This is a genomic window from Bradyrhizobium sp. HKCCYLS1011, from assembly GCF_051167795.1.
GTDB lineage: Bacteria > Pseudomonadota > Alphaproteobacteria > Rhizobiales > Xanthobacteraceae > Bradyrhizobium.
The window spans coordinates 200,195-217,515 of sequence record NZ_JBNPTT010000007.1; the positions used below are offsets into that span (position 1 = coordinate 200,195).

Consider the following 17,321-nt stretch of genomic DNA (forward strand, 5'->3'; position numbering starts at 1 on the left):
TGATCGTCAGGCCGTGATGTCGCCGGCCTGTCCGGCATCCAGCACCTGCTTCATCCGCTCGGTATCGAGCGCATTCTCCCAGCGGGCGATCACGACGGTGGCGACCGCGTTGCCGATCAAATTGGTCGGCGTCAGGCCTTGCGACATCAGCCGGTGGATGCCGAGCACCAGCGCGACGCTGGCGACCGGGATCGTGCCGGTTGCGGCCAGCGTGGCGGCCAGCACGACAAAGGCCGCGCCGGCGATGCCGGCCGCGCCCTTCGAGGTCACCAGCAGGATGATCAGGAGACCGATCTGGTGCTCGATGTCGAGATGGGTGTTCGTAGCCTGCGCCAGAAACACCGCCGCCGTCGCGAGATAGAGACAGGTGCCGTCGAGATTGAATGAGTAGCCGGTGGGGATGACCAGCCCGACGATGCTGCGCTCGCAGCCCAGCGCCTCCATCTTGGCGAGCATGCGCGGCAATACGGTCTCTGATGATGTGGTGGCGATGCAGACCAGGATCTCGTCCCTGATATAGCGGATCAGCTTCCACAGGCTGAAGCCGGACAGCGCCGCGATCGGCCCGAGCACGATCGCGATGAAGATGACGCAGGTGATATAGAAGCCGCCGAGCAGCCGGCCGAGCGAGGATAATGAGCCGAGCCCGAACTTGCCGACTGTGAAGGCGATCGCGCCGAAGGCGCCGAGCGGGGCCGCCCACATCACGATGCGGACCACGCCGAAGATCATTTGGCCGCCGACGTCGATCACATCGGTGACGGTCTTGGCGCGCTCGCCGAGCCAGATCAGCGCGAAGCCGCAGAGCACGGCGATGAAAAGCACCTGCAGGATGTTACCCTCGGCGAAGGCGCCGATAAAGGTCTGGGGAATGATGTTGAGCAGGAACGGCACCAAGCCGACCGCTGCCGTCTGCTTCACATAGGGCTCGACCACGCTGGTGTTGATCGAGGCAGGATCGACATTCATGCCGGCGCCCGGCTGCCAGATATTGACCGCGGCAAGCCCGATGATCAGCGCGAAGGTGGTGATGACCTCGAAGTAGATCAGCGCCTTGATCGCGACGCGCCCGACCTTGGCCATGTCGGCCATGTGCGCGATGCCGTTGACCACGGTGCAGAAGATGATCGGCGCGATCAGCATCCGGATCGCCTTGATGAAGGCATCGCCCAGCGGCTGCATCTGAGCCCCGAGCTCGGGCCTGACGGCGCCGAGCACGATGCCTGCGGCCATCGCGATCAGCACCTGGACCCACAGCTCTTTCCACCAGGCGCGTCGCGATCCGCTCTTGCTCGAAGCGGTCAAGGTCGATGTGGTCATCAGAAGTCCTGTCGTTTCTGGAATGTCGAGCTGGAGCCGCCATCGCGCTTCCAAGCGCAGCGCGCGATCTCAACCCTTGTCATTGGCGTGAGGGGCGAACCTGAACAGCCGTTCGGGATTTTGCACCAACAGCTTGTGCTGAACTTCGGCATCCGGTGCGTAGAGCGGGATCAGGTCGACCAGATCGCCATCGTTCGGCATGAATTTCACGTTGGGATGTGGCCAGTCAGTACCCCAGATGACGCGGTCCGGCGCGTTGTCGATCAGGCGCTTGGCAAAGGGGACGGCGTCGTGGAACGGGGGGCCGGAAGCTGACGCGCGCTCAGGGCCGGTGATCTTGACCCAACACCTCTCGTCGCTGGCCTGCAGGTCCAGCAGCGCCTTGAACTCGGGGTCGTCCAGTCCCTTGGCGGCGCTGATCGTGCCCATGTGATCGATCACATAGGTGACCGGCAGCGATTTGAGGATCGGAACGAACTCCTGGATGGTGCCGGCTTCGAGATAGATGTCGACATGCCAGCCGATTGCGGCGACACGGTCGACCAGGGTTCGAAACAGCTTCATGTCGCCGACGCCCCCGAGGCGGCGCAGGAAGGCGAAGCGGCAGGCACAAATGCCGGCTTTGCCGAGCGCTGCGAGATCGGCGTCGGACATCTCGTTGTTGATGTTGGCGACGCCTTTGTACTTGCCGCCGCTTTGGGCGATGGCGTCGGTGACCACGCGATTGTCGGTACCGTGCACGGTGGCGTTGACGATCACCGCGCGATCAATGCCGATCTTCTGATGCAGCGCGCGAAACATCTCAAGCGGCGCATCCGGCGGCGAGTAGGGGCGCTTCGGTGCAAAGGGGTAGAGCGCAGCCGGGCCGAAGATATGAGTGTGCGTATCGACGCTGCCCGCGGGCGCCCTGTAGCTCGGCGTTCTGGTGTCCGGATCGGGCCCCGGGATGGTCGGTATGGCGGCGGGCTCCGCCGCAAACGCCGAGCCGCCAATCCCGGCCGCCCCCAGTCCGGCCATGGCGGCCAAAAGATCCCGTCGCAACATCATGCTCTTCCTTTCCTCAAAATTCCATGCCGATCAAGTCGCGACGACCGACCTGCGATCATCGATCAACTCGCCGAGTACGTTCAGCCCGTGCAGATACGAGCGGATGCCGAAGCCCGTGATCACGCCCTGGGCGGCTTCGGCAGTCACCGATCGCCGGCCGCGTTTGTCGATGTTGGTCATGTGGACCTCCACCACAGGTGGCTGAATGCCATGCAGACAGTCGCGCAAGGCGAAGCCGGCGTGAAGAAAGCCCGCCGGATTGATGAGCACGCCCTCGATGCCGTCCTCGACGGCCTGGTAGACGCGGCTGATCGCATCGCCCTCATGGTGGGTGTAGAATATCTCCAGCTTCAGCCCGCGCTCCTCGGCATGCTTGTGCATCAGGGCGTCGAGCTCGACGGCCGTGGTCGTGCCATAGATCTCCGGCTCGCGCTTGCCGAGCGCCGACATATTCGCGCCCTGCAGCACCAGGATTCGCTTCATTGTGTCCTCTTTTTCAATCGTTGAAGTCGATACGCTGCTCGACGATAATGTCGCCATTGTTGTTCCTGACGATGTTGTAGCCGTGCAGGCCGTCGCCGTTGGCGTCGAAATTATAGGTGCCTTCCACGCCGTGGTAGTCCCTGACGGCGAGCAGCGCCTGCCGGATTTTCTCCGGGCTGGTGTCGCCTGCGGCGCCGATGGCTTTTGCGAGAACGTGCACCGCATCGTACGGCCAGGACGCGAAGAAGTCTGGCGTGGTCTTGTAGGCGGCGGTGTATTTCGCCGCGAAGGCCTTGGCTTCCGGATTGGCGTCGGGGTGGAAATCCGCCACGGCATAGGTCCCGAACAAGGTCGGGCCGCCGAGTTTGCGCGCCGTTGTCGTGGTGATCGAGGGCGAGCCGAGCCAGACCGGATTGACCCCGAGCTGCTTCAGCTGTCGGGCGAAGATCGCAACGTCGGGCTCAAAGGTGATGAACGTGGCAAGGATGTCGGCGCCTGACTGCTTCACCGACAGCGCGACGGCGGTGTAGTCCGGCGAATTGTTCGGCTGCCCTTCGGTAAGGACCGGCGTGATGCCGCGCGCCTTGAGCGCGTCCGTGAACAGGCCTTTGGCATTGGAACCGAAGGCGTCGGTCGCGTGCACGATGGCCCAGTTCTTCTTGCCGAGCTTCTCCACCCCGAAAGCGGCCATCGCGCGCGCGGTGTAAGTGTCGTTCGGGCGGAAGCGGAAGAACCAGGGATTGCCGGATTTGGTCAGCGTCGGGTCGGTGCCACCGATCATGACCGGTCGTCCCGCCTGCAGCACGCTCGGAGCGATGGCCTGGATCTGGGTGCTGCGCGTTGGTCCCAGGAAAGCGATGATATCCTTATTGTCGGCGAGCTTGGTGAAGGCGAGCACCGTTGTGGGATTTTGAGTTTGATCATCCTCGATAATGAGCTCAATCGGCCGGCCCAGGACCCCGCCTGCAGCGTTGATCTCCTCAACCGCGAGTTTCGCTCCCTGCATGCCATAGCGGCCGGCATCGGCAATCGGTCCGGTCAGTGGCACCACCATACCAAGCTTGATCGGTTCGGCTGCCTGGGCTGCGAGTGGCACCGCTGCAAGGAGCGCTGCCACAACTCCCCATCTTAAGCTCATCATATCCCTCCCTTTTTGTTTTCATTCTTCTGTGCTTCGACGTTCGATCCGCGTCCCGTGGGCTCCTTTGACTGGACGGCAAGATTGTTGTTGGTGCTGATCGGTTTGGCCCAGCGCGGCCGAGCCTTGACGATGCCAACGGGGATCGAGGAGATTTTGTCTGCAGAGCGTCGCAACCCGTTGCCAATCGAAGCGCCGGCGGGCCGCCCGACCTCTGATCAGGCCGCGACATCCTCCACATGCATCCTCCCGCTTTGGCGCGGTCTCTTGCCGCGTTGATGTTGGCTCGCTGCCACCTCGCAAGGCGGTGCTGGCGACGGGTCGGTTCCTGGCATACCAGCCTGGCATTCTCCTACTTCACGTGAAGGGTTGGGTGAATAGTGAATTGTCGTGCCGGACCAAGAATCCGCTGCAGCATTCTGCGATGTTGCAGATGCGGTGACGTTGATGTGCAGTGCCGTGGAGCACGCGAATATATCCGTGCCTCAACCGTATTCTCAGCGCGGGCGCGCTTATGCTGGCCAAAGCGGGATGAGGGATGCGCCGCGATGCTGGTACGGCTTCGCTGCGCCACCGTGTGAGGCCGGGAACAGATCGTGTTCCGTCGTCAGGCCGGGATGATGGCCGGCAGATCGGGGCTCGTGCGACAAGGCAACGGGTCCCGTCCTTCGGTGTTGATGTGGATCGCGTGCGAGTAAAGCTCTTGTTCAATTCAAAGTAGCGGTGACGGCGCGGTCTGCATCTTAGATGGTGATGCGGTGTCGGATGCCGTAGTCCGTCCGGATGGTGGTCGCCGCTTGCGATCGGTAAACCACCTCTGCAGTTCGCAAGGGAGTTGGCGCTTGTCCGCTGCAACACGACAGGTTATGGCCACAGACAGGCCTGTCCATGGAATAAATGGCTATTCGTGCTGTCGACATTCGCGCACATCATCGATCGCAAGGGGCATAACCGGCTTGTGACCAGGCTGCGCGCACTGCTGCGCAGCAATGAATTCTACCTGATCCCGCTGGCGCTTGTGATCGGCGTGGTGACCGGCATCACCGTGACCGTGATCAGCCTCCTGGCGCAGCTTGCGCATGTCGCGATCTACGGCATTCCGATCGATGTTCGCCTCAGCGCCAATTCCTGGATCAATCCAGTGATTGCATTGATCGCGCCCACATTGGGCGGGCTGGCGCTCGGGATCATGGAATGGCTGCGCCGCCGTTGGCGGCTCGCACCGGCGGTCGACCCGGTCGAGGCCAATGCGTTACGCGGCGGCCGTCTGTCGATGCGCGACAGCGTGGTGGTGACCGGGCAGACGCTTGTGTCCAACGGCTCCGGCGCTTCGGTCGGACTGGAAGCGGGCTACACCCAGATCGGCGCGGGCGTGGCGTCGCTGCTCGGACAATATATGACGCTCCGGCGCAACGACCTGCGGCTGATCGTGGGCTGCGGCGCGGCTGCCGCGATTGCCGCTGCATTCGGCGCGCCGATCACGGGCGCCTTTTATGCCTGTGAGCTGATCGTCGGTGTCTATGCGGTTGGCAGTGCCGCGCCGATCCTGGCGGCCTCGCTGGCCGGCGCGCTGACCTCGCAATATCTCGCCGGCGCGCCTTATTCGCTGGAGGTCGCGAAGGTCGGCTCCGTGGGGCTCGAACAATATCTGGCCCTCATCGTTCTGGCCTTGCTCGTGAGCGGTATCGGCATCATCGTGATGCGCTCCTCGCCAGCGGTCGAGCGGCTATTTGTGCGCATCCCGGTCTGGCTCAGGCCGGCGGTCGGCGGCGTTTGCGTCGGCGCGATGGCGATCGTGACGCCGCAGGTGCTGGCGGCCGGTCACGGTGCGATGCTGCTCGACCTGCATCGCGAGATGGCGGCAACCGTCATCGCCACCATCATCGTGCTCAAGCTTGCAGCATGCCTGATCTCGCTGGCCTCGGGCTTCCGCGGCGGACTGTTCTTCGCCTCGCTGTTCATCGGCAGCCTGCTCGGCAAGCTGTTCGCCGCGCTGTTGGCCATGACCTTTCCAAGCTTCGCTGTCGATCCGATGGTGGCGATGCTGACCGGCATGGCCACGCTCGGCGTGGCGATCGTCGGCGGCCCTTTGACGATGTCATTCCTGGTGCTGGAGATGACGCGCAATGTTGACGTCACCGCGGTGGTTCTGGCCGCCTGCATCGTGACCAGCATCTGCGTCCGCTTCATGTTCGGACATTCGTTCTCGACCTGGCGCCTGCATCTGCGCGGCGAGACCATCCGCAGCGCCAACGACGTCGGCTGGCTGCGCAACCTGACTGTCGAGCGCCTGATGCGAACCGACGTCGCCAAATGTCCGACCTCCACAACGATCGCGGCTGCGCGGCGCGAATTCGTGCTCGGCTCGCGCCAGGCGATCGTCGTCGTCAACAACAGTGACGATTATTGCGGGCTGGTGTCGCTGCCGGACCTGTTCTCCGGCGAGCTCGATTCGATCGCCGACGATATCCAGGTGGTCGAGCTCGCCAAATATATCGACGTCGCGCTGCTGCCCGAAATGAATGTCAAGACCGCGATGAAGATCTTCGACGATGAGGGGGCCGAGGTGCTTGCGGTGCTGGAATCCGAGAACAGCCGCAAGGTGATCGGCTTCCTCACCGAATCCTTCGCCCGCCGCCGCTATGTCGAGGAGATCGACCAGGCCACCCGCGGCGTGCTTGGCGCGCTCTCGTAAACCAGTCACGGCGGCCCTGTCCGAAGATGTGATTCCGGCGCCAGGAACCGCCGGCTATAACGACGTCTTGACGGACCCAGCTAGGGCCACCGGTGTTGGCGAGGACGATATGATCAAGGGCGCGACCGCAGCTCTCGCGATTGCACTGATGTTGGTGATCGGTACAGCCGCGGCCGAACCCGTTGTGCTCAAGGGCAAGGATGCGTTCGGCAGCTGGCAGAACGACGTCCCGGGGACCATCCGCCTGATCCGTCCTGAGGATCTGCCGAAGCCGGGCGCAACGCCATCGGCCGCCAATGTCTCGCGCGTGGTGACGCGGCCCGCTTCTGTCACGCCGCGGGCGCCGGAAGGCTTCAAGGTCGCGCTGTTCGCCGAGAATCTCAGCGGACCGCGCGTCATGCGGGTGGCGCCGAATGGCGACATCTTCGTCGCGGAGACGCGCGCCAACCGCATTCGCGTGCTGCGCCCGAGCGAGGACGGCGCGAAGCCGGCCGCGAGCGATATCTTCGCCGACAGGCTTGGTCATCCGTTCGGCATCGCGTTCTATCCAGCCAAGGACCCGCAATGGGTCTATGTCTCCAATACTGGCAGCGTCGTGCGCTTTCCCTACCGCGCCGGCGACATGAAGGCGTCCGGCGCACCGGAGACGGTCGTGTCGAACTTGCCCTCCGGCTACGGCCATTCCACGCGCGACATCGTGTTCACGCCGGACGAGGCGCGCATGCTGGTCTCGGTCGGCTCGGCCGGCAATGCAGGGGAGGGGATGGGCGAGCCGCCGGGCGGGGTCGCGGCTTGGGCGGGCGCGCATGCGCTCGGCGCGGCCTGGGGTGAAGAGACCGATCGTGCCGGCGTGCTCGCCTTCGATCCCGACGGCAAGAACCAGAAGCTCTATGCCACCGGCATCCGCAACTGCGTCGGCCTTGCGATCCAGCCGGCAACGGGCATGCCGTGGTGCTCGACCAACGAGCGCGACGGTCTCGGCGACAACCTCGTACCGGACTATGTGACCAGCGTGAAGGAGGGCGGCTTCTATGGCTGGCCCTGGTACTATATCGGCGACAATCAGGATACGCGGCACGAGGGCGCGCGAACTGATCTGAAGGGCAAGATCACGATTCCGGACGTGCTGCTGCAGGCGCATTCGGCCTCGCTCGGTGTGACCTTTTACGATGCCAGCCTGTTTCCTGCCGATTATCGCGGCGATGCCTTTGCGGCCGAGCATGGTTCCTGGAACAGATCCAAGCGGACCGGATACAAGGTGATCCGCATCCACCTGAAGGACGGCAAGCCGACTGGCGAATATGAAGATTTCGTCACCGGCTTCGTCATCAACGACCGCGACGTGTGGGGCAGGCCGGTCGGCGTCGCGGTCGCCCGCGACGGCAGCCTGCTGATCTCCGAGGACGGCAACGGCACGATCTGGCGCGTCAGCCGCTAACGCATCGCGGCGCTCAGATCGTGCGCGCCTGCCTGCGCACCTCATTGGCGATCGGACGCAGGGATTGGGTCGGCACCCGCCCGACCAGGCTGTAGCCGACGCCGTCGTCGGCCCAGACGATACCTGTGACTTCGCCGGTCGATTGCGCGGTCATCGGCGCGTTCTGATCGGCCTTGTTCATCGGTCGCGTCAGCATCACCAGTCGGTCACCATGGTCGTCGTCATACATCAGCATCGCGGCCGGGCCGTGTGACGTCGGGACCAGGCGTCCGCCCATCAACCGGTAGCCTGAACCTGCGAGGTCCGGCACTCTGACCGGTTGATGCAGCCGGTTGGAAATCCATTCCGTCAGCTGCGCCGTGTCCGAGGCGCGCAGCTCGACCGGCCTCACATGGTCCGGCGCGTAGACCTGGTAGGAATCCGCAGCCTCCTGCGCGAGCGCGACCAGGCCGCCGGGTGCGGGCTGCAGCGAGCTGCGCGCCACCCAGCCACCGACGCCGCCGAGGCAGAGCAGCAGCACCGCCGCGGCGGCCCATTGCACGGGCCAGCGCCGGCGCGTGCGCGCCTCGATCATGCGGGAGAGATTGAGCGCCGCGGGCAGCGGTTCGGCCGCAATCGGTGCCAGCGCCGCGCGCAGCATTTGCCGCTGATCGGCGTGGCCGGCAATACGTCCGGCGATATCGGGATGGTCTTCGAGATAGGCGGCGACCTCTGCGCGCCGTTCCGGTGCAAGTGCATGGTCGACATAGGCGTGGAGATCATCTTCGGTGATCGGACGCAGGTTCATTTCACGCTCCGAAATGTCACGATGTTTCCAAGCGGCGTCGCCGGTCCCTCGATCTCCCGCTGCAGCCGCTCGCGCGCCCGCGACAGGCGCGACATCACGGTGCCGACCGGGACATTGAGGACCTTTGCGGCTTCTGCATAAGAGAGGTCTTCGACCGCGACAAGCAGCAGCACGGCGCGCTGGTCCTCGGGCAGCGTCGCGAGCTTGTTCATGACCTCCTGATACATCAGTTTCTGGTCCTGTGCGGCGGCCTCGCCGAACTCGCTCTCAGGCGTTTCGTCGAGCGAAACATGAGCGCCCCGCGTCTTGATTCGGCGGAAGCGATCGACCGCAAGATTGTGCAGGATCGTGAACAGCCAGGCGCGGACCTCGCCTTCGCGGCGCTGCGACCAGCGGCTGATGGCCCGCTCCAGGCAATCCTGCACCAGGTCGTCGGCGCTGGCGCGGTCGCGCACCAGCGCCCTGGCGTAGCGGCGGAGCGCCGGGATCAGCGGCTCGACTTCCCGCAGCATCTGTTCCATCTAGCCAAGCTCCACCACCTTCACCTGCTTACTCGCCCTGGACTTGCACCACGGCGCCCGGAGTGGCCGGCTCGCCCTCGGCGATGACCAGATAGCGTCGCTCGGCGCCTTGCGGCTGCGCTATGATCTGGCGGATCGGACCGGCCGCATTGACGATCGCCGATCCCGCCGGATTTGTCATGAACGATGACAGCGGTTGCAGCGATCCGGTGCCATCAGCGCGATCGGCAAGCGCCAGCACATATTTCTGCTTTGGCTGCAGTCCCGTCACCGAGGCCTGCAGGATCTGGATCAGGCCCTGATCGAACAGCGACACGGTGGTCGGCGCATTGCTGCCTTTGGCGCCGTCCTTCGGGCTGAGCGTCAGGTGCGCGACCTGGCCGCCGACGCCGAGCGGCTGCAGATTCTGTCGATTGTCCGCATCGGGTGCGGCATTCGGCACATAGGCGATGGCCTGCGGCGCCTGTCCGATCGGAATGTTGGCAATCACCGTATTGGTGGTGGTGTCGATCGCCGCCAGCGCATCGGCATTCTCCAGCCCGACATAGATTCGGCTGCCATCGGCGGATGGCCACACGCCATGTGGCAGATTGCCGACCGGAATGGTCGCGACCTCCGAGAAGTCATCGGTACGGAACACCTTGACCTGGTTCAGGCCACCCACCGACACATAAGCGAACGTGCCCTTCGGTGTGTGCGCGAAGTTGACGTGGTTGGTGATCGGGCCGGTGTCGATGGTCTTGAGCAGGTTGAACGGCGGCTTGGCATTGAACACCTGGGTGCGGCCGACATCCTTCAGCGTGAACCAGACCTGGCTGCCATCCGGCGTCGCCGCGATGTTCGGACAGAACGGGCTTTCCTGCTTCACCTTGGCGATGATCTTGTGCTCGGCAACCGAGATCACCGCCGTCTCCGGGGTGAAGGATGAGCAGACGTAGCCATATTTGCCGTCCGGCGAGAAGATCTGCATGCCGGGACCGTTCGCAGTCTTGATGCGGGTCTTCTCGTCGAAGGTCTTGGCGTCGATCACCGAGACATAGTCTTCGCCGCGCACGGTGACCCAGACCTCGCGTCCGTCGGGCGTGAAGAAGGCCTCGTGCGGGGAGCGACCGACATAGGTGATGTGCTTCACCGAATTGGTCGCGGTGTCGACGAAGGTCACGGAATTCGAGCCGATCGAGACCACGGCAAGCGTGCGATGGTCCGGCGAATAGCCCATGCCGTGCACCAGCACCTGACCCTTGTAGAGCGGGCTGAAATTCGCCGGCTGCGGATCGCCGAGCTTGATCACGCCGAGCAGCCTGTTGTCGACGGGATCGGTGACCGAGACCGTGTTGGAGAACTGCTCGGCGGCATAGACGCGGTCGTGATGACTGACCGGAACGTCGGGCGCGGCGAGGGCGCCTGGTGCCTGTCCGGCCCACGCGGCAGGGCAAAGCGCCAATACGGTGCCGGCCAGAAGTGCGTTCTTCAGGACGTTCATCATCTGCTCCTATTTCATCTGATCGGGCGACATGTTCATCTGCATGTCGGAGTGGTGGCGGGGAGCTGTTGTGGCGGCTGCCGCAGGCGCGGGCTGCGTCGGGGCCGGCGCGGTCTCGGTCACGCTTTCGCCGATCGCAAGCTTCATGGCGGCGATCTCCTGCAACTGATCGACAATGATCTCCTGCGCGATGCGCCTGAGCTGCTCGTTCTTGCCGTAGCGCAGTTCGAGCACGGCCATGTCGATCGCACCCTGGTGGTGCGGGATCATCATGGCGGCGAAGTCGCGATCGATGTCGCCGGACGGCTTGGCCGCCATGCCGTTCATCATTTTTGTCATCGCAGCGTCGTTCTCGTCGAGAAATGCGCGCTCCTCGGTCGAGGCGGCAACCGCATGGCTAGGATGGGCTTCCTGCGCAAACACCAATGGAGGGATCGCGAATGCAATCAGGACGCGCACCGCAAAGATCGCATGTCTGGGAGTGGGCCTGAGACAACGCCACATGGATCGGCTCCGGGAATTACTTGAGGTGGGCTTTTGCGGATCGTGCGCGGGCGGCCTTGCCTGGCCGACCGCGAAATCGCGGCGGGCGTGGCGGATGCGGGAAGGGGCTCGGCATTTCAAACTCCGTGTCGGGTGTCACGGATAATGACGTGCACGGCCCGCTTCTATTCCGTCCCCTTACGTCGATTTTTCTGCGGGGCCGACCGAGTGGGGCCCGGTCTCAGAGACCCATAGGAACCAGCCGCGCGCCGGCACGTTTGTCGGCGGGGTTGGCCGCGGGAATAGCATACGCATGAACATTTTTGATCCGCAGGGACCGGTCGCGGCAGCCGAAAAGACCCTCCTGATCGACTCGGTCGCGATCATGCTCGCGATCATCATCCCGACGATCATCGCGATCTTGATCTTTGCGTTCTGGTATCGCGCGTCCAACACCAGGGCCGAACGTTTGCCGAACTTTGCGTATTCGGGCCGCATCGAGATGGTCGTCTGGTCGATCCCGGCGCTCACCATCATCCTGCTCGGCGGCGTTGCCTGGATCGGCTCGCATCAGCTCGATCCCGGCAATCCGGTGCCGGGCACCGGGGCGCCGATCCGCATCCAGGTCGTCTCGCTCGATTGGAAATGGCTGTTCCTCTATCCCGATCAGCGGATTGCAACCGTCAATCATCTGACCGTGCCGGTCGGTTCGCCGCTGCACCTCGAGCTCACGTCGGGCAGCGTGATGACGGCCTTCTTCATCCCGCAGCTCGGCAGCATGATCTACACCATGAACGGCATGGTCACACGCCTCGACCTGCGCGCGGACGAAGCGGGGACCTTCAAGGGCCTCGCATCACAATTCAGCGGCGACGGTTTTCCCGAGATGATGTTCGACACCCATGTGGTGTCGCAGGTCGCGTTCGGGGACTGGGCGCAGTCGGCCGCGAAGAGCACCGATGTGCTTGACGAGACCGCCTACAAGACGCTTGCAGAACAGTCGATCGAGAAGACGCCGAAGACCTATCGGCTCGACGACCCCGAACTGTTCGGGAAGATCGCGACGCAGAAGATCGCGCCGGCGCCAGGGCCGCAGATGACCGAAAACGAAGCGAAGCCTGAGAGTGGAGCGCGGAATGTCCGGTGAACTGCCGCTGTTCAACTTGCTCTCTGGACGGACGCGGCCGACGTGTTGTCGCAGTCTCGGTGCGTCAGCTGGAGTTCCGTGATGTCAGTGACAACCGTCGAGGCCATCGGCGCCGGCGCCGATCCGCATCATCTGCGCGCCACGGAGCACGAGGGGCCGGCGCCAAAGCGGATCGTGACCGGATTCGGCTTCTGGATCTTCTTGCTCTCCGACATCGTGATGTTCTCCTGCTTCTTCGCAAGCTATTCCGTGCTGGTGGGACAGACTGCGGACGGTCCCGGCGCGGCGGAGCTGTTCGACCAGAGGAACGTGGCGATCGAGACCATCCTGCTGCTGCTGTCGAGCTTCACTTGCGGGATGGCGAGCATCGCCGCCGACATGCGCAACGCGCTGTGGTTTCAGATCGCGATGGCGGTGACCGCCGTGCTCGGCGCCGGCTTTCTTGTGCTGGAGGCGCGCGAGTTCATCGATCTGGTCGGACGCGGTGACGGACCGAGCCGCAGCGCGTTTCTGTCCGCCTTCTTCACGCTGGTCGGCTGCCATGGCATGCACGTCAGTGCGGGCATCCTCTGGCTCCTGACCATGATGGCCCAGGTGGTCGCCAAGGGTTTCCGGGCCGACATCCAGCGCCGCATTCTCTGCTTTGCGCTGTTCTGGCACGCGCTCGATATCATCTGGGTGGCTGTCTTTTCCGTTGTCTATCTGATGGGAACCGCGGCATGAGCGAGCAAGCGTATGACGAGCCGCACGGCCATCACGGCGATCTCGCACCGGGAGAAGAGGAGTCCGTCAACCTGGGCTCGCGCGTGCTCGGCTATGTCATCGGCCTCGGGCTTGCACTGCTGCTGACGGCGACGTCGTTCTTCATCGCCAATACCGACCTGGTCTGGCAGCCGTCGATCCCCGTCGCGCTGATCGTGCTGGCGATCGCGCAGATGGGCGTGCACCTCGTGTTCTTCCTGCACATCACGACTGGGCCGGACAACACCAACAACGTGCTGGCGCTCGCCTTCGGTCTGCTGATCGTGTTTCTCGTGGTCGGCGGCTCGTTCTGGATCATGTCGCATCTGAATCACAACATGATGCCGATGGATCAGCTGATGCAGATGCAGCGCTAACGCGTTGCACGCCTACTTGCTCTTCGGTGCCCGGCAGTTGAAGGCGCGGCGGAAGCCGGCGGCGCGGGCGTCATCCTCCGAGCAGAACCAGCGGTCCGGGTTGTCCAGGGCAGGATAGCTCGGACAGCCGCGCAGATGGTAGACGCCGACATTGCCGGTGAGCCGCGCCCGCACCGCGAATTTCGCCTTGATGCTGCAGTTCGGCGGCATCGTGGGCGAATCGGGGAACAGCACGGCGCGGATTTCGCGGTCGCGGTCGGCGCGGCAGGCGGCGCCGAGCAGCGGGCCGTCCTTCTTGTCGCTGCGGAATTCGCTTGGCGCAACGAAGCAGCCTTTCCAGATACCCCGCGCGCCGTCCTTGGCGGTGGCCACGTCGTCCTTGACGTGGACCTTCGCCGCGGGCTCGGCACTCACGGCATAGCCGGCGCGCGCGATCTGCTGGTTGAGGCTCACAGTATCGCCTTCAAAGGTGCAGACGCCGATGCGCCGATTCTTCCGCGTCTTGTCCGCACCCAGATCATCGCAACGGATGGAGCGGCCGCCGATCAGCTTGACGAGCTGGTCCCGCGCCTCGACGCCACAGCTCCAGGAATCGGCGTGGTCGTCGATGCAGAGCTGGTCCAATTCGGGCGCGTCGATGCCGTCGAGCCGAAACACGACGTCACCAAGCTGGATGGTGTCGCCGTCCCTTATCGTTGCACTTGCGGCTGCGGCCGGGTCGACCGTGGCCAGCAAACTAAAAATCAAAGAAAATGCAACCAGCCGGCTCCGCGCGCGCATTTCGTCCCCCATTGGTCTCTGCCGGCAGTACTCCTAGCACATCGGAATGTCGCAAAATCAATCGCTGCACCATGGCGGTTGTAGCGGCACCGATGAATCCGGCGCGCTTGAATCGCAGGATGCCATGGCCCAACGGGTAGCCCCGGAATCTGGAACTGATGGGCAGCAGTGTGTGCACCTTGTCGGGCGCGCGGCGTTAGGGCGCAGAGCGCCATGAGTGAATTGCATTCGGTTCGCAACAGATTTGTTTACGAATCCGTCTAAAGAAGGCGTCACGACCGGGCCATCCATCGAGGCCCGGCTGGGGGTCAGATGATGCAAACCGACGATCGTTCGTTGATGCGCGCAAAGTTCGCGCAGCCAACGGAGAAGCCGAAGCATGCCGGCATGTCACGCCGGAGCCTGCTCGCAACCGCTGCGCTGTTGATTACGACATCCGGCGCGACCGCCAAGGTGGTCACCAAGGTGCTGCCGTGGCGTCCGAACGAGGTCTATCCGGTCACGCCGGTGGTCCCAGGCGGCTGGCTGTTCTTCACGGCGGATGAAGCAGCCACTGTCGACGCCATCGTCGACCGCCTGATTCCGGCGGACGAGCTCGGGCCGGGCGCCAAGGAAGCCGGTGTCACCACCTTCATCGACCGGCAATTGACCGGCCCCTATGGCGGGCATGACTGGCTCTATATGCAGGGGCCATTCTCCTCCAACCCGCTGCCGACGCAGGGGCTGCAATCGCCGCTGACGCCGCGCCAGCAATATCGTCAGGGACTTGCGGCGCTATCAGCCTATTGCAAGGCCAATTTCGGTGGCCGCGTCTTCACTGACCTCAACAATGAGGAGAAGGAGAAGCTGCTCTCCGGCATGGAGAAGGGCGACGTGAAATTCGAGGGCTTCTCCAGCCGCATGCTGTTCAACGCCGTCTATGCCAACACCATGGAGGGCTTCTTCGCTGATCCGATCTATGGCGGCAACAAGGACATGGCGGGCTGGAAGCTGATCGGCTTCCCCGGCGTCCGCTACGATTTCCGCGACGTGATCGACAATCCGAACAAACCGTACACGCTGCCTCCGGTCAGCATGCAGGGCCGCCAGGCCTGGGGAGAACGCTGATATGGCCCGCCGTCTTCCACGCAAGGATGTTGCGATCGTCGGTCTTGGCTGGACCGGCTCGATCATGGCGCTTGAGCTTGCCCGCGCAGGCCTCGAGGTGGTCGCGATCGAGCGCGGCCCCTGGCGCGACACCGCCACCGATTTCAACATCGGTACCGCCCCCGACGAGCTGCGCTACGCTGTCCGCCACGACATCTTCCTGCGCCCGCGGCAGGAAACGCTGACCATGCGCAACAACTCGTCGCAGGCCGCGCTGCCGATCCGCCGCTGGGGCAGCTTCCTGCCGGGCAACGGCGTCGGTGGCGCCGGGTCGCACTGGAACGGTCAGACCTGGCGCTTCCTCCCGGACGACCTCCGCATCCGCAGCCACCTGACCGAGCGCTATGGTGCCGGCTTCCTGCCTGAAGGCAATCAGATCCAGGACTGGCCGATGAGCTACGACGAGCTCGAGCCGTTCTACGACAAGTTCGAATATGTTCTCGGCATCTCCGGCAAGGCCGGCAATCTCAAGGGCGAGGTCCAGCCCGGCGGCAATCCGTTCGAGGGCGTGCGTTCGCGCGAATATCCGACCCCGCCGATGAAGCAGGGCTATTCGCAGGAGCTGTTCACGAAGGCAGCAAGCGGCATGGGCCTGCACCCGTTCCCGCGGCCGTCGGCGAACCTCTCGACCGCCTACACCAACCCGTACGGATGCAGCATGGCGCCGTGCACCTATTGCGGCTTCTGCGAACGCTTCGGCTGCTCGAACTACTCGAAGTCGTCGCCACAGACCTGTGTGCTGCCGGCGCTGGTCCGCGAGCCGAATTTCGAGGCGCGGACCGAATGCGAGGTGACTAAGGTCAACCTCAGCGGTGACGGCAAGATGGCCAAGAGCGTCACCTATATCGACGCCAATGGCGAGGAGTGGGAGCAGCCCGCCGACCTCGTGCTGCTCTGCGCCTATGGCCTGTTCAACGTGCGGCTGATGCTGCTGTCGGGCATCGGCAAGCCGTATGATTTCAGCAGCGGCGAAGGTGTGGTCGGCCGCAACTACGCCTATCAGACCGGATCGGGCGCAACGGCGTTCTTCGAGAACGTCAACTTCAACCCGTTCGCGGCGGCCGGTTCGCTTGGCGCAGCACTCGACGACTACAACAGCGACAATTTCGATCACGGTCCGCACGGCTTCGTCGGCGGTGCCTCGATCACCAATGCCTACACCAACGGCCGGCCGATCATGTATCGCCCGACGCCGCGCGGCACCCCGACCTGGGGCTCCGCCTGGAAGAAGGCGGTGCGCGACACCTATCAGCGCGTCACCAATGTCGGCGCGCAGGGCAGCGTGATGAGCTACCGCGCCAACTATCTCGACCTCGATCCGACCTACAAGGATCAGCTCGGACGGCCCTTGATGCGGATGACGTTCGACTTCCAGCCGAACGAGATCAAGATGGCGAACTGGATGGCCGAGCGTTGCGAGGAGATCGCCAAGGCGATGGGCGCCAAGACGACTCAGCTCAACCGCCTCACCACGCCCTGGAATGTCGTGCCCTATCAGAGCACGCATAACACCGGCGGCGCGGTGACGGGCGCTGATCCCAAGACCAGCGCGGTCAACCGCTATCTGCAGTCGTGGGACGTGGCCAATGTGTTCGTGATGGGCGCCTGCACATTCCCGCAGAACGCTGGCTACAACCCGACCGGGACTGTCGGCGCGCTGACCTATTGGGCGCTCGACGCCATCCAGAACAAATATCTGAAATCGCCTGGGGCACTGGTGCAGCAATGAGCTCGA

At 63.9% G+C, this 17,321-nt stretch carries 16 protein-coding genes; 7 read left to right on the forward strand and 9 right to left on the reverse strand.

Features of this window, described 5'->3' with window-relative positions; all coding sequences use genetic code 11:
• Positions 1–6: 6 nt before the first annotated feature.
• The 4 genes from dctA to ACQR1W_RS24155 form a co-directional block, all read right to left on the reverse strand.
• The gene (gene dctA, locus ACQR1W_RS24140; RefSeq protein WP_434853146.1) at positions 7–1,320 is read right to left on the reverse strand and encodes a C4-dicarboxylate transporter DctA; all 1,314 of its coding nucleotides are present in this window, start codon (positions 1,318–1,320) and stop codon (positions 7–9) included.
• Positions 1,321–1,389: 69 nt separating this feature from the next.
• Positions 1,390–2,364, reverse strand: a complete 975-nt coding sequence (locus tag ACQR1W_RS24145; RefSeq protein WP_434853446.1) for an amidohydrolase family protein — start codon at positions 2,362–2,364, stop codon at positions 1,390–1,392.
• 33 nt (positions 2,365–2,397) lie between these two features.
• Positions 2,398–2,850 carry a type II 3-dehydroquinate dehydratase gene (locus ACQR1W_RS24150; protein WP_434853147.1) on the reverse strand — a complete coding sequence of 151 codons (453 nt, stop codon included), beginning with the start codon at positions 2,848–2,850 and terminating at the stop codon, positions 2,398–2,400.
• A 13-nt stretch (positions 2,851–2,863) separates the two neighbouring features.
• Positions 2,864–3,967 carry an ABC transporter substrate-binding protein gene (locus ACQR1W_RS24155; RefSeq protein ID WP_434853148.1) on the reverse strand — a complete coding sequence of 368 codons (1,104 nt, stop codon included), beginning with the start codon at positions 3,965–3,967 and terminating at the stop codon, positions 2,864–2,866.
• A gap of 928 nt (positions 3,968–4,895) precedes the next feature.
• Between ACQR1W_RS24155 and ACQR1W_RS24160 the strand changes: the two genes are divergently transcribed.
• Entirely contained in the window at positions 4,896–6,683 is a 1,788-nt protein-coding gene (locus ACQR1W_RS24160) for a chloride channel protein (RefSeq protein WP_434853149.1), read from the forward strand.
• A 109-nt stretch (positions 6,684–6,792) separates the two neighbouring features.
• Positions 6,793–8,121: a PQQ-dependent sugar dehydrogenase gene (locus ACQR1W_RS24165; RefSeq protein WP_434853150.1), complete on the forward strand. Its 1,329-nt coding sequence runs from the start codon at positions 6,793–6,795 to the stop codon at positions 8,119–8,121.
• Between the two features lie 13 nt (positions 8,122–8,134).
• Here the strand turns inward: ACQR1W_RS24165 and ACQR1W_RS24170 are convergent, their stop codons facing one another.
• The 4 genes from ACQR1W_RS24170 to ACQR1W_RS24185 are packed head-to-tail and all read right to left on the reverse strand — an operon-like array spanning position 8,135 to position 11,416.
• Positions 8,135–8,908: an anti-sigma factor family protein gene (locus tag ACQR1W_RS24170; RefSeq protein WP_434853151.1), complete on the reverse strand. Its 774-nt coding sequence runs from the start codon at positions 8,906–8,908 to the stop codon at positions 8,135–8,137.
• Positions 8,905–9,429, reverse strand: coding sequence for an RNA polymerase sigma factor (locus tag ACQR1W_RS24175; RefSeq protein ID WP_434853152.1), 525 nt, complete (start codon positions 9,427–9,429; stop codon positions 8,905–8,907). Before ACQR1W_RS24175 ends, ACQR1W_RS24170 begins: the two co-directional genes overlap by 4 nt.
• A gap of 28 nt (positions 9,430–9,457) precedes the next feature.
• Entirely contained in the window at positions 9,458–10,915 is a 1,458-nt protein-coding gene (locus ACQR1W_RS24180; RefSeq protein WP_434853153.1) for a YncE family protein, read from the reverse strand.
• Positions 10,916–10,921: 6 nt separating this feature from the next.
• Positions 10,922–11,416, reverse strand: a complete 495-nt coding sequence (locus ACQR1W_RS24185; RefSeq protein ID WP_434853154.1) for a DUF305 domain-containing protein — start codon at positions 11,414–11,416, stop codon at positions 10,922–10,924.
• A gap of 292 nt (positions 11,417–11,708) precedes the next feature.
• Here ACQR1W_RS24185 and ACQR1W_RS24190 point away from each other — a divergent pair, with 292 nt between their 5' ends.
• The 3 genes from ACQR1W_RS24190 to cyoD all read left to right on the forward strand — a co-directional run bounded on the left by ACQR1W_RS24190 (position 11,709) and on the right by cyoD (position 13,660).
• Positions 11,709–12,542 (forward strand): cytochrome ubiquinol oxidase subunit II, encoded by an 834-nt coding sequence (locus tag ACQR1W_RS24190; protein WP_434853155.1) that lies wholly within the window; start codon positions 11,709–11,711, stop codon positions 12,540–12,542.
• Between the two features lie 81 nt (positions 12,543–12,623).
• Positions 12,624–13,265 carry a cytochrome (ubi)quinol oxidase subunit III gene (locus tag ACQR1W_RS24195; protein ID WP_434853156.1) on the forward strand — a complete coding sequence of 214 codons (642 nt, stop codon included), beginning with the start codon at positions 12,624–12,626 and terminating at the stop codon, positions 13,263–13,265.
• Positions 13,262–13,660: a cytochrome o ubiquinol oxidase subunit IV gene (cyoD, locus tag ACQR1W_RS24200; RefSeq protein ID WP_434853157.1), complete on the forward strand. Its 399-nt coding sequence runs from the start codon at positions 13,262–13,264 to the stop codon at positions 13,658–13,660. The genes ACQR1W_RS24195 and cyoD overlap by 4 nt, the downstream gene beginning before the upstream one ends.
• Positions 13,661–13,672: 12 nt before the next feature.
• Here cyoD and ACQR1W_RS24205 read toward each other — a convergent pair whose 3' ends face one another.
• Positions 13,673–14,440, reverse strand: coding sequence for a thermonuclease family protein (locus ACQR1W_RS24205; RefSeq protein ID WP_434853447.1), 768 nt, complete (start codon positions 14,438–14,440; stop codon positions 13,673–13,675).
• A 339-nt stretch (positions 14,441–14,779) separates the two neighbouring features.
• Between ACQR1W_RS24205 and ACQR1W_RS24210 the strand changes: the two genes are divergently transcribed.
• The gene (locus ACQR1W_RS24210; RefSeq protein ID WP_434853158.1) at positions 14,780–15,547 is read left to right on the forward strand and encodes a gluconate 2-dehydrogenase subunit 3 family protein; all 768 of its coding nucleotides are present in this window, start codon (positions 14,780–14,782) and stop codon (positions 15,545–15,547) included.
• Between the two features lies 1 nt (position 15,548).
• Positions 15,549–17,315 (forward strand): GMC family oxidoreductase, encoded by a 1,767-nt coding sequence (locus ACQR1W_RS24215; RefSeq protein WP_008971007.1) that lies wholly within the window; start codon positions 15,549–15,551, stop codon positions 17,313–17,315.
• Positions 17,316–17,321 lie beyond the last annotated feature (6 nt).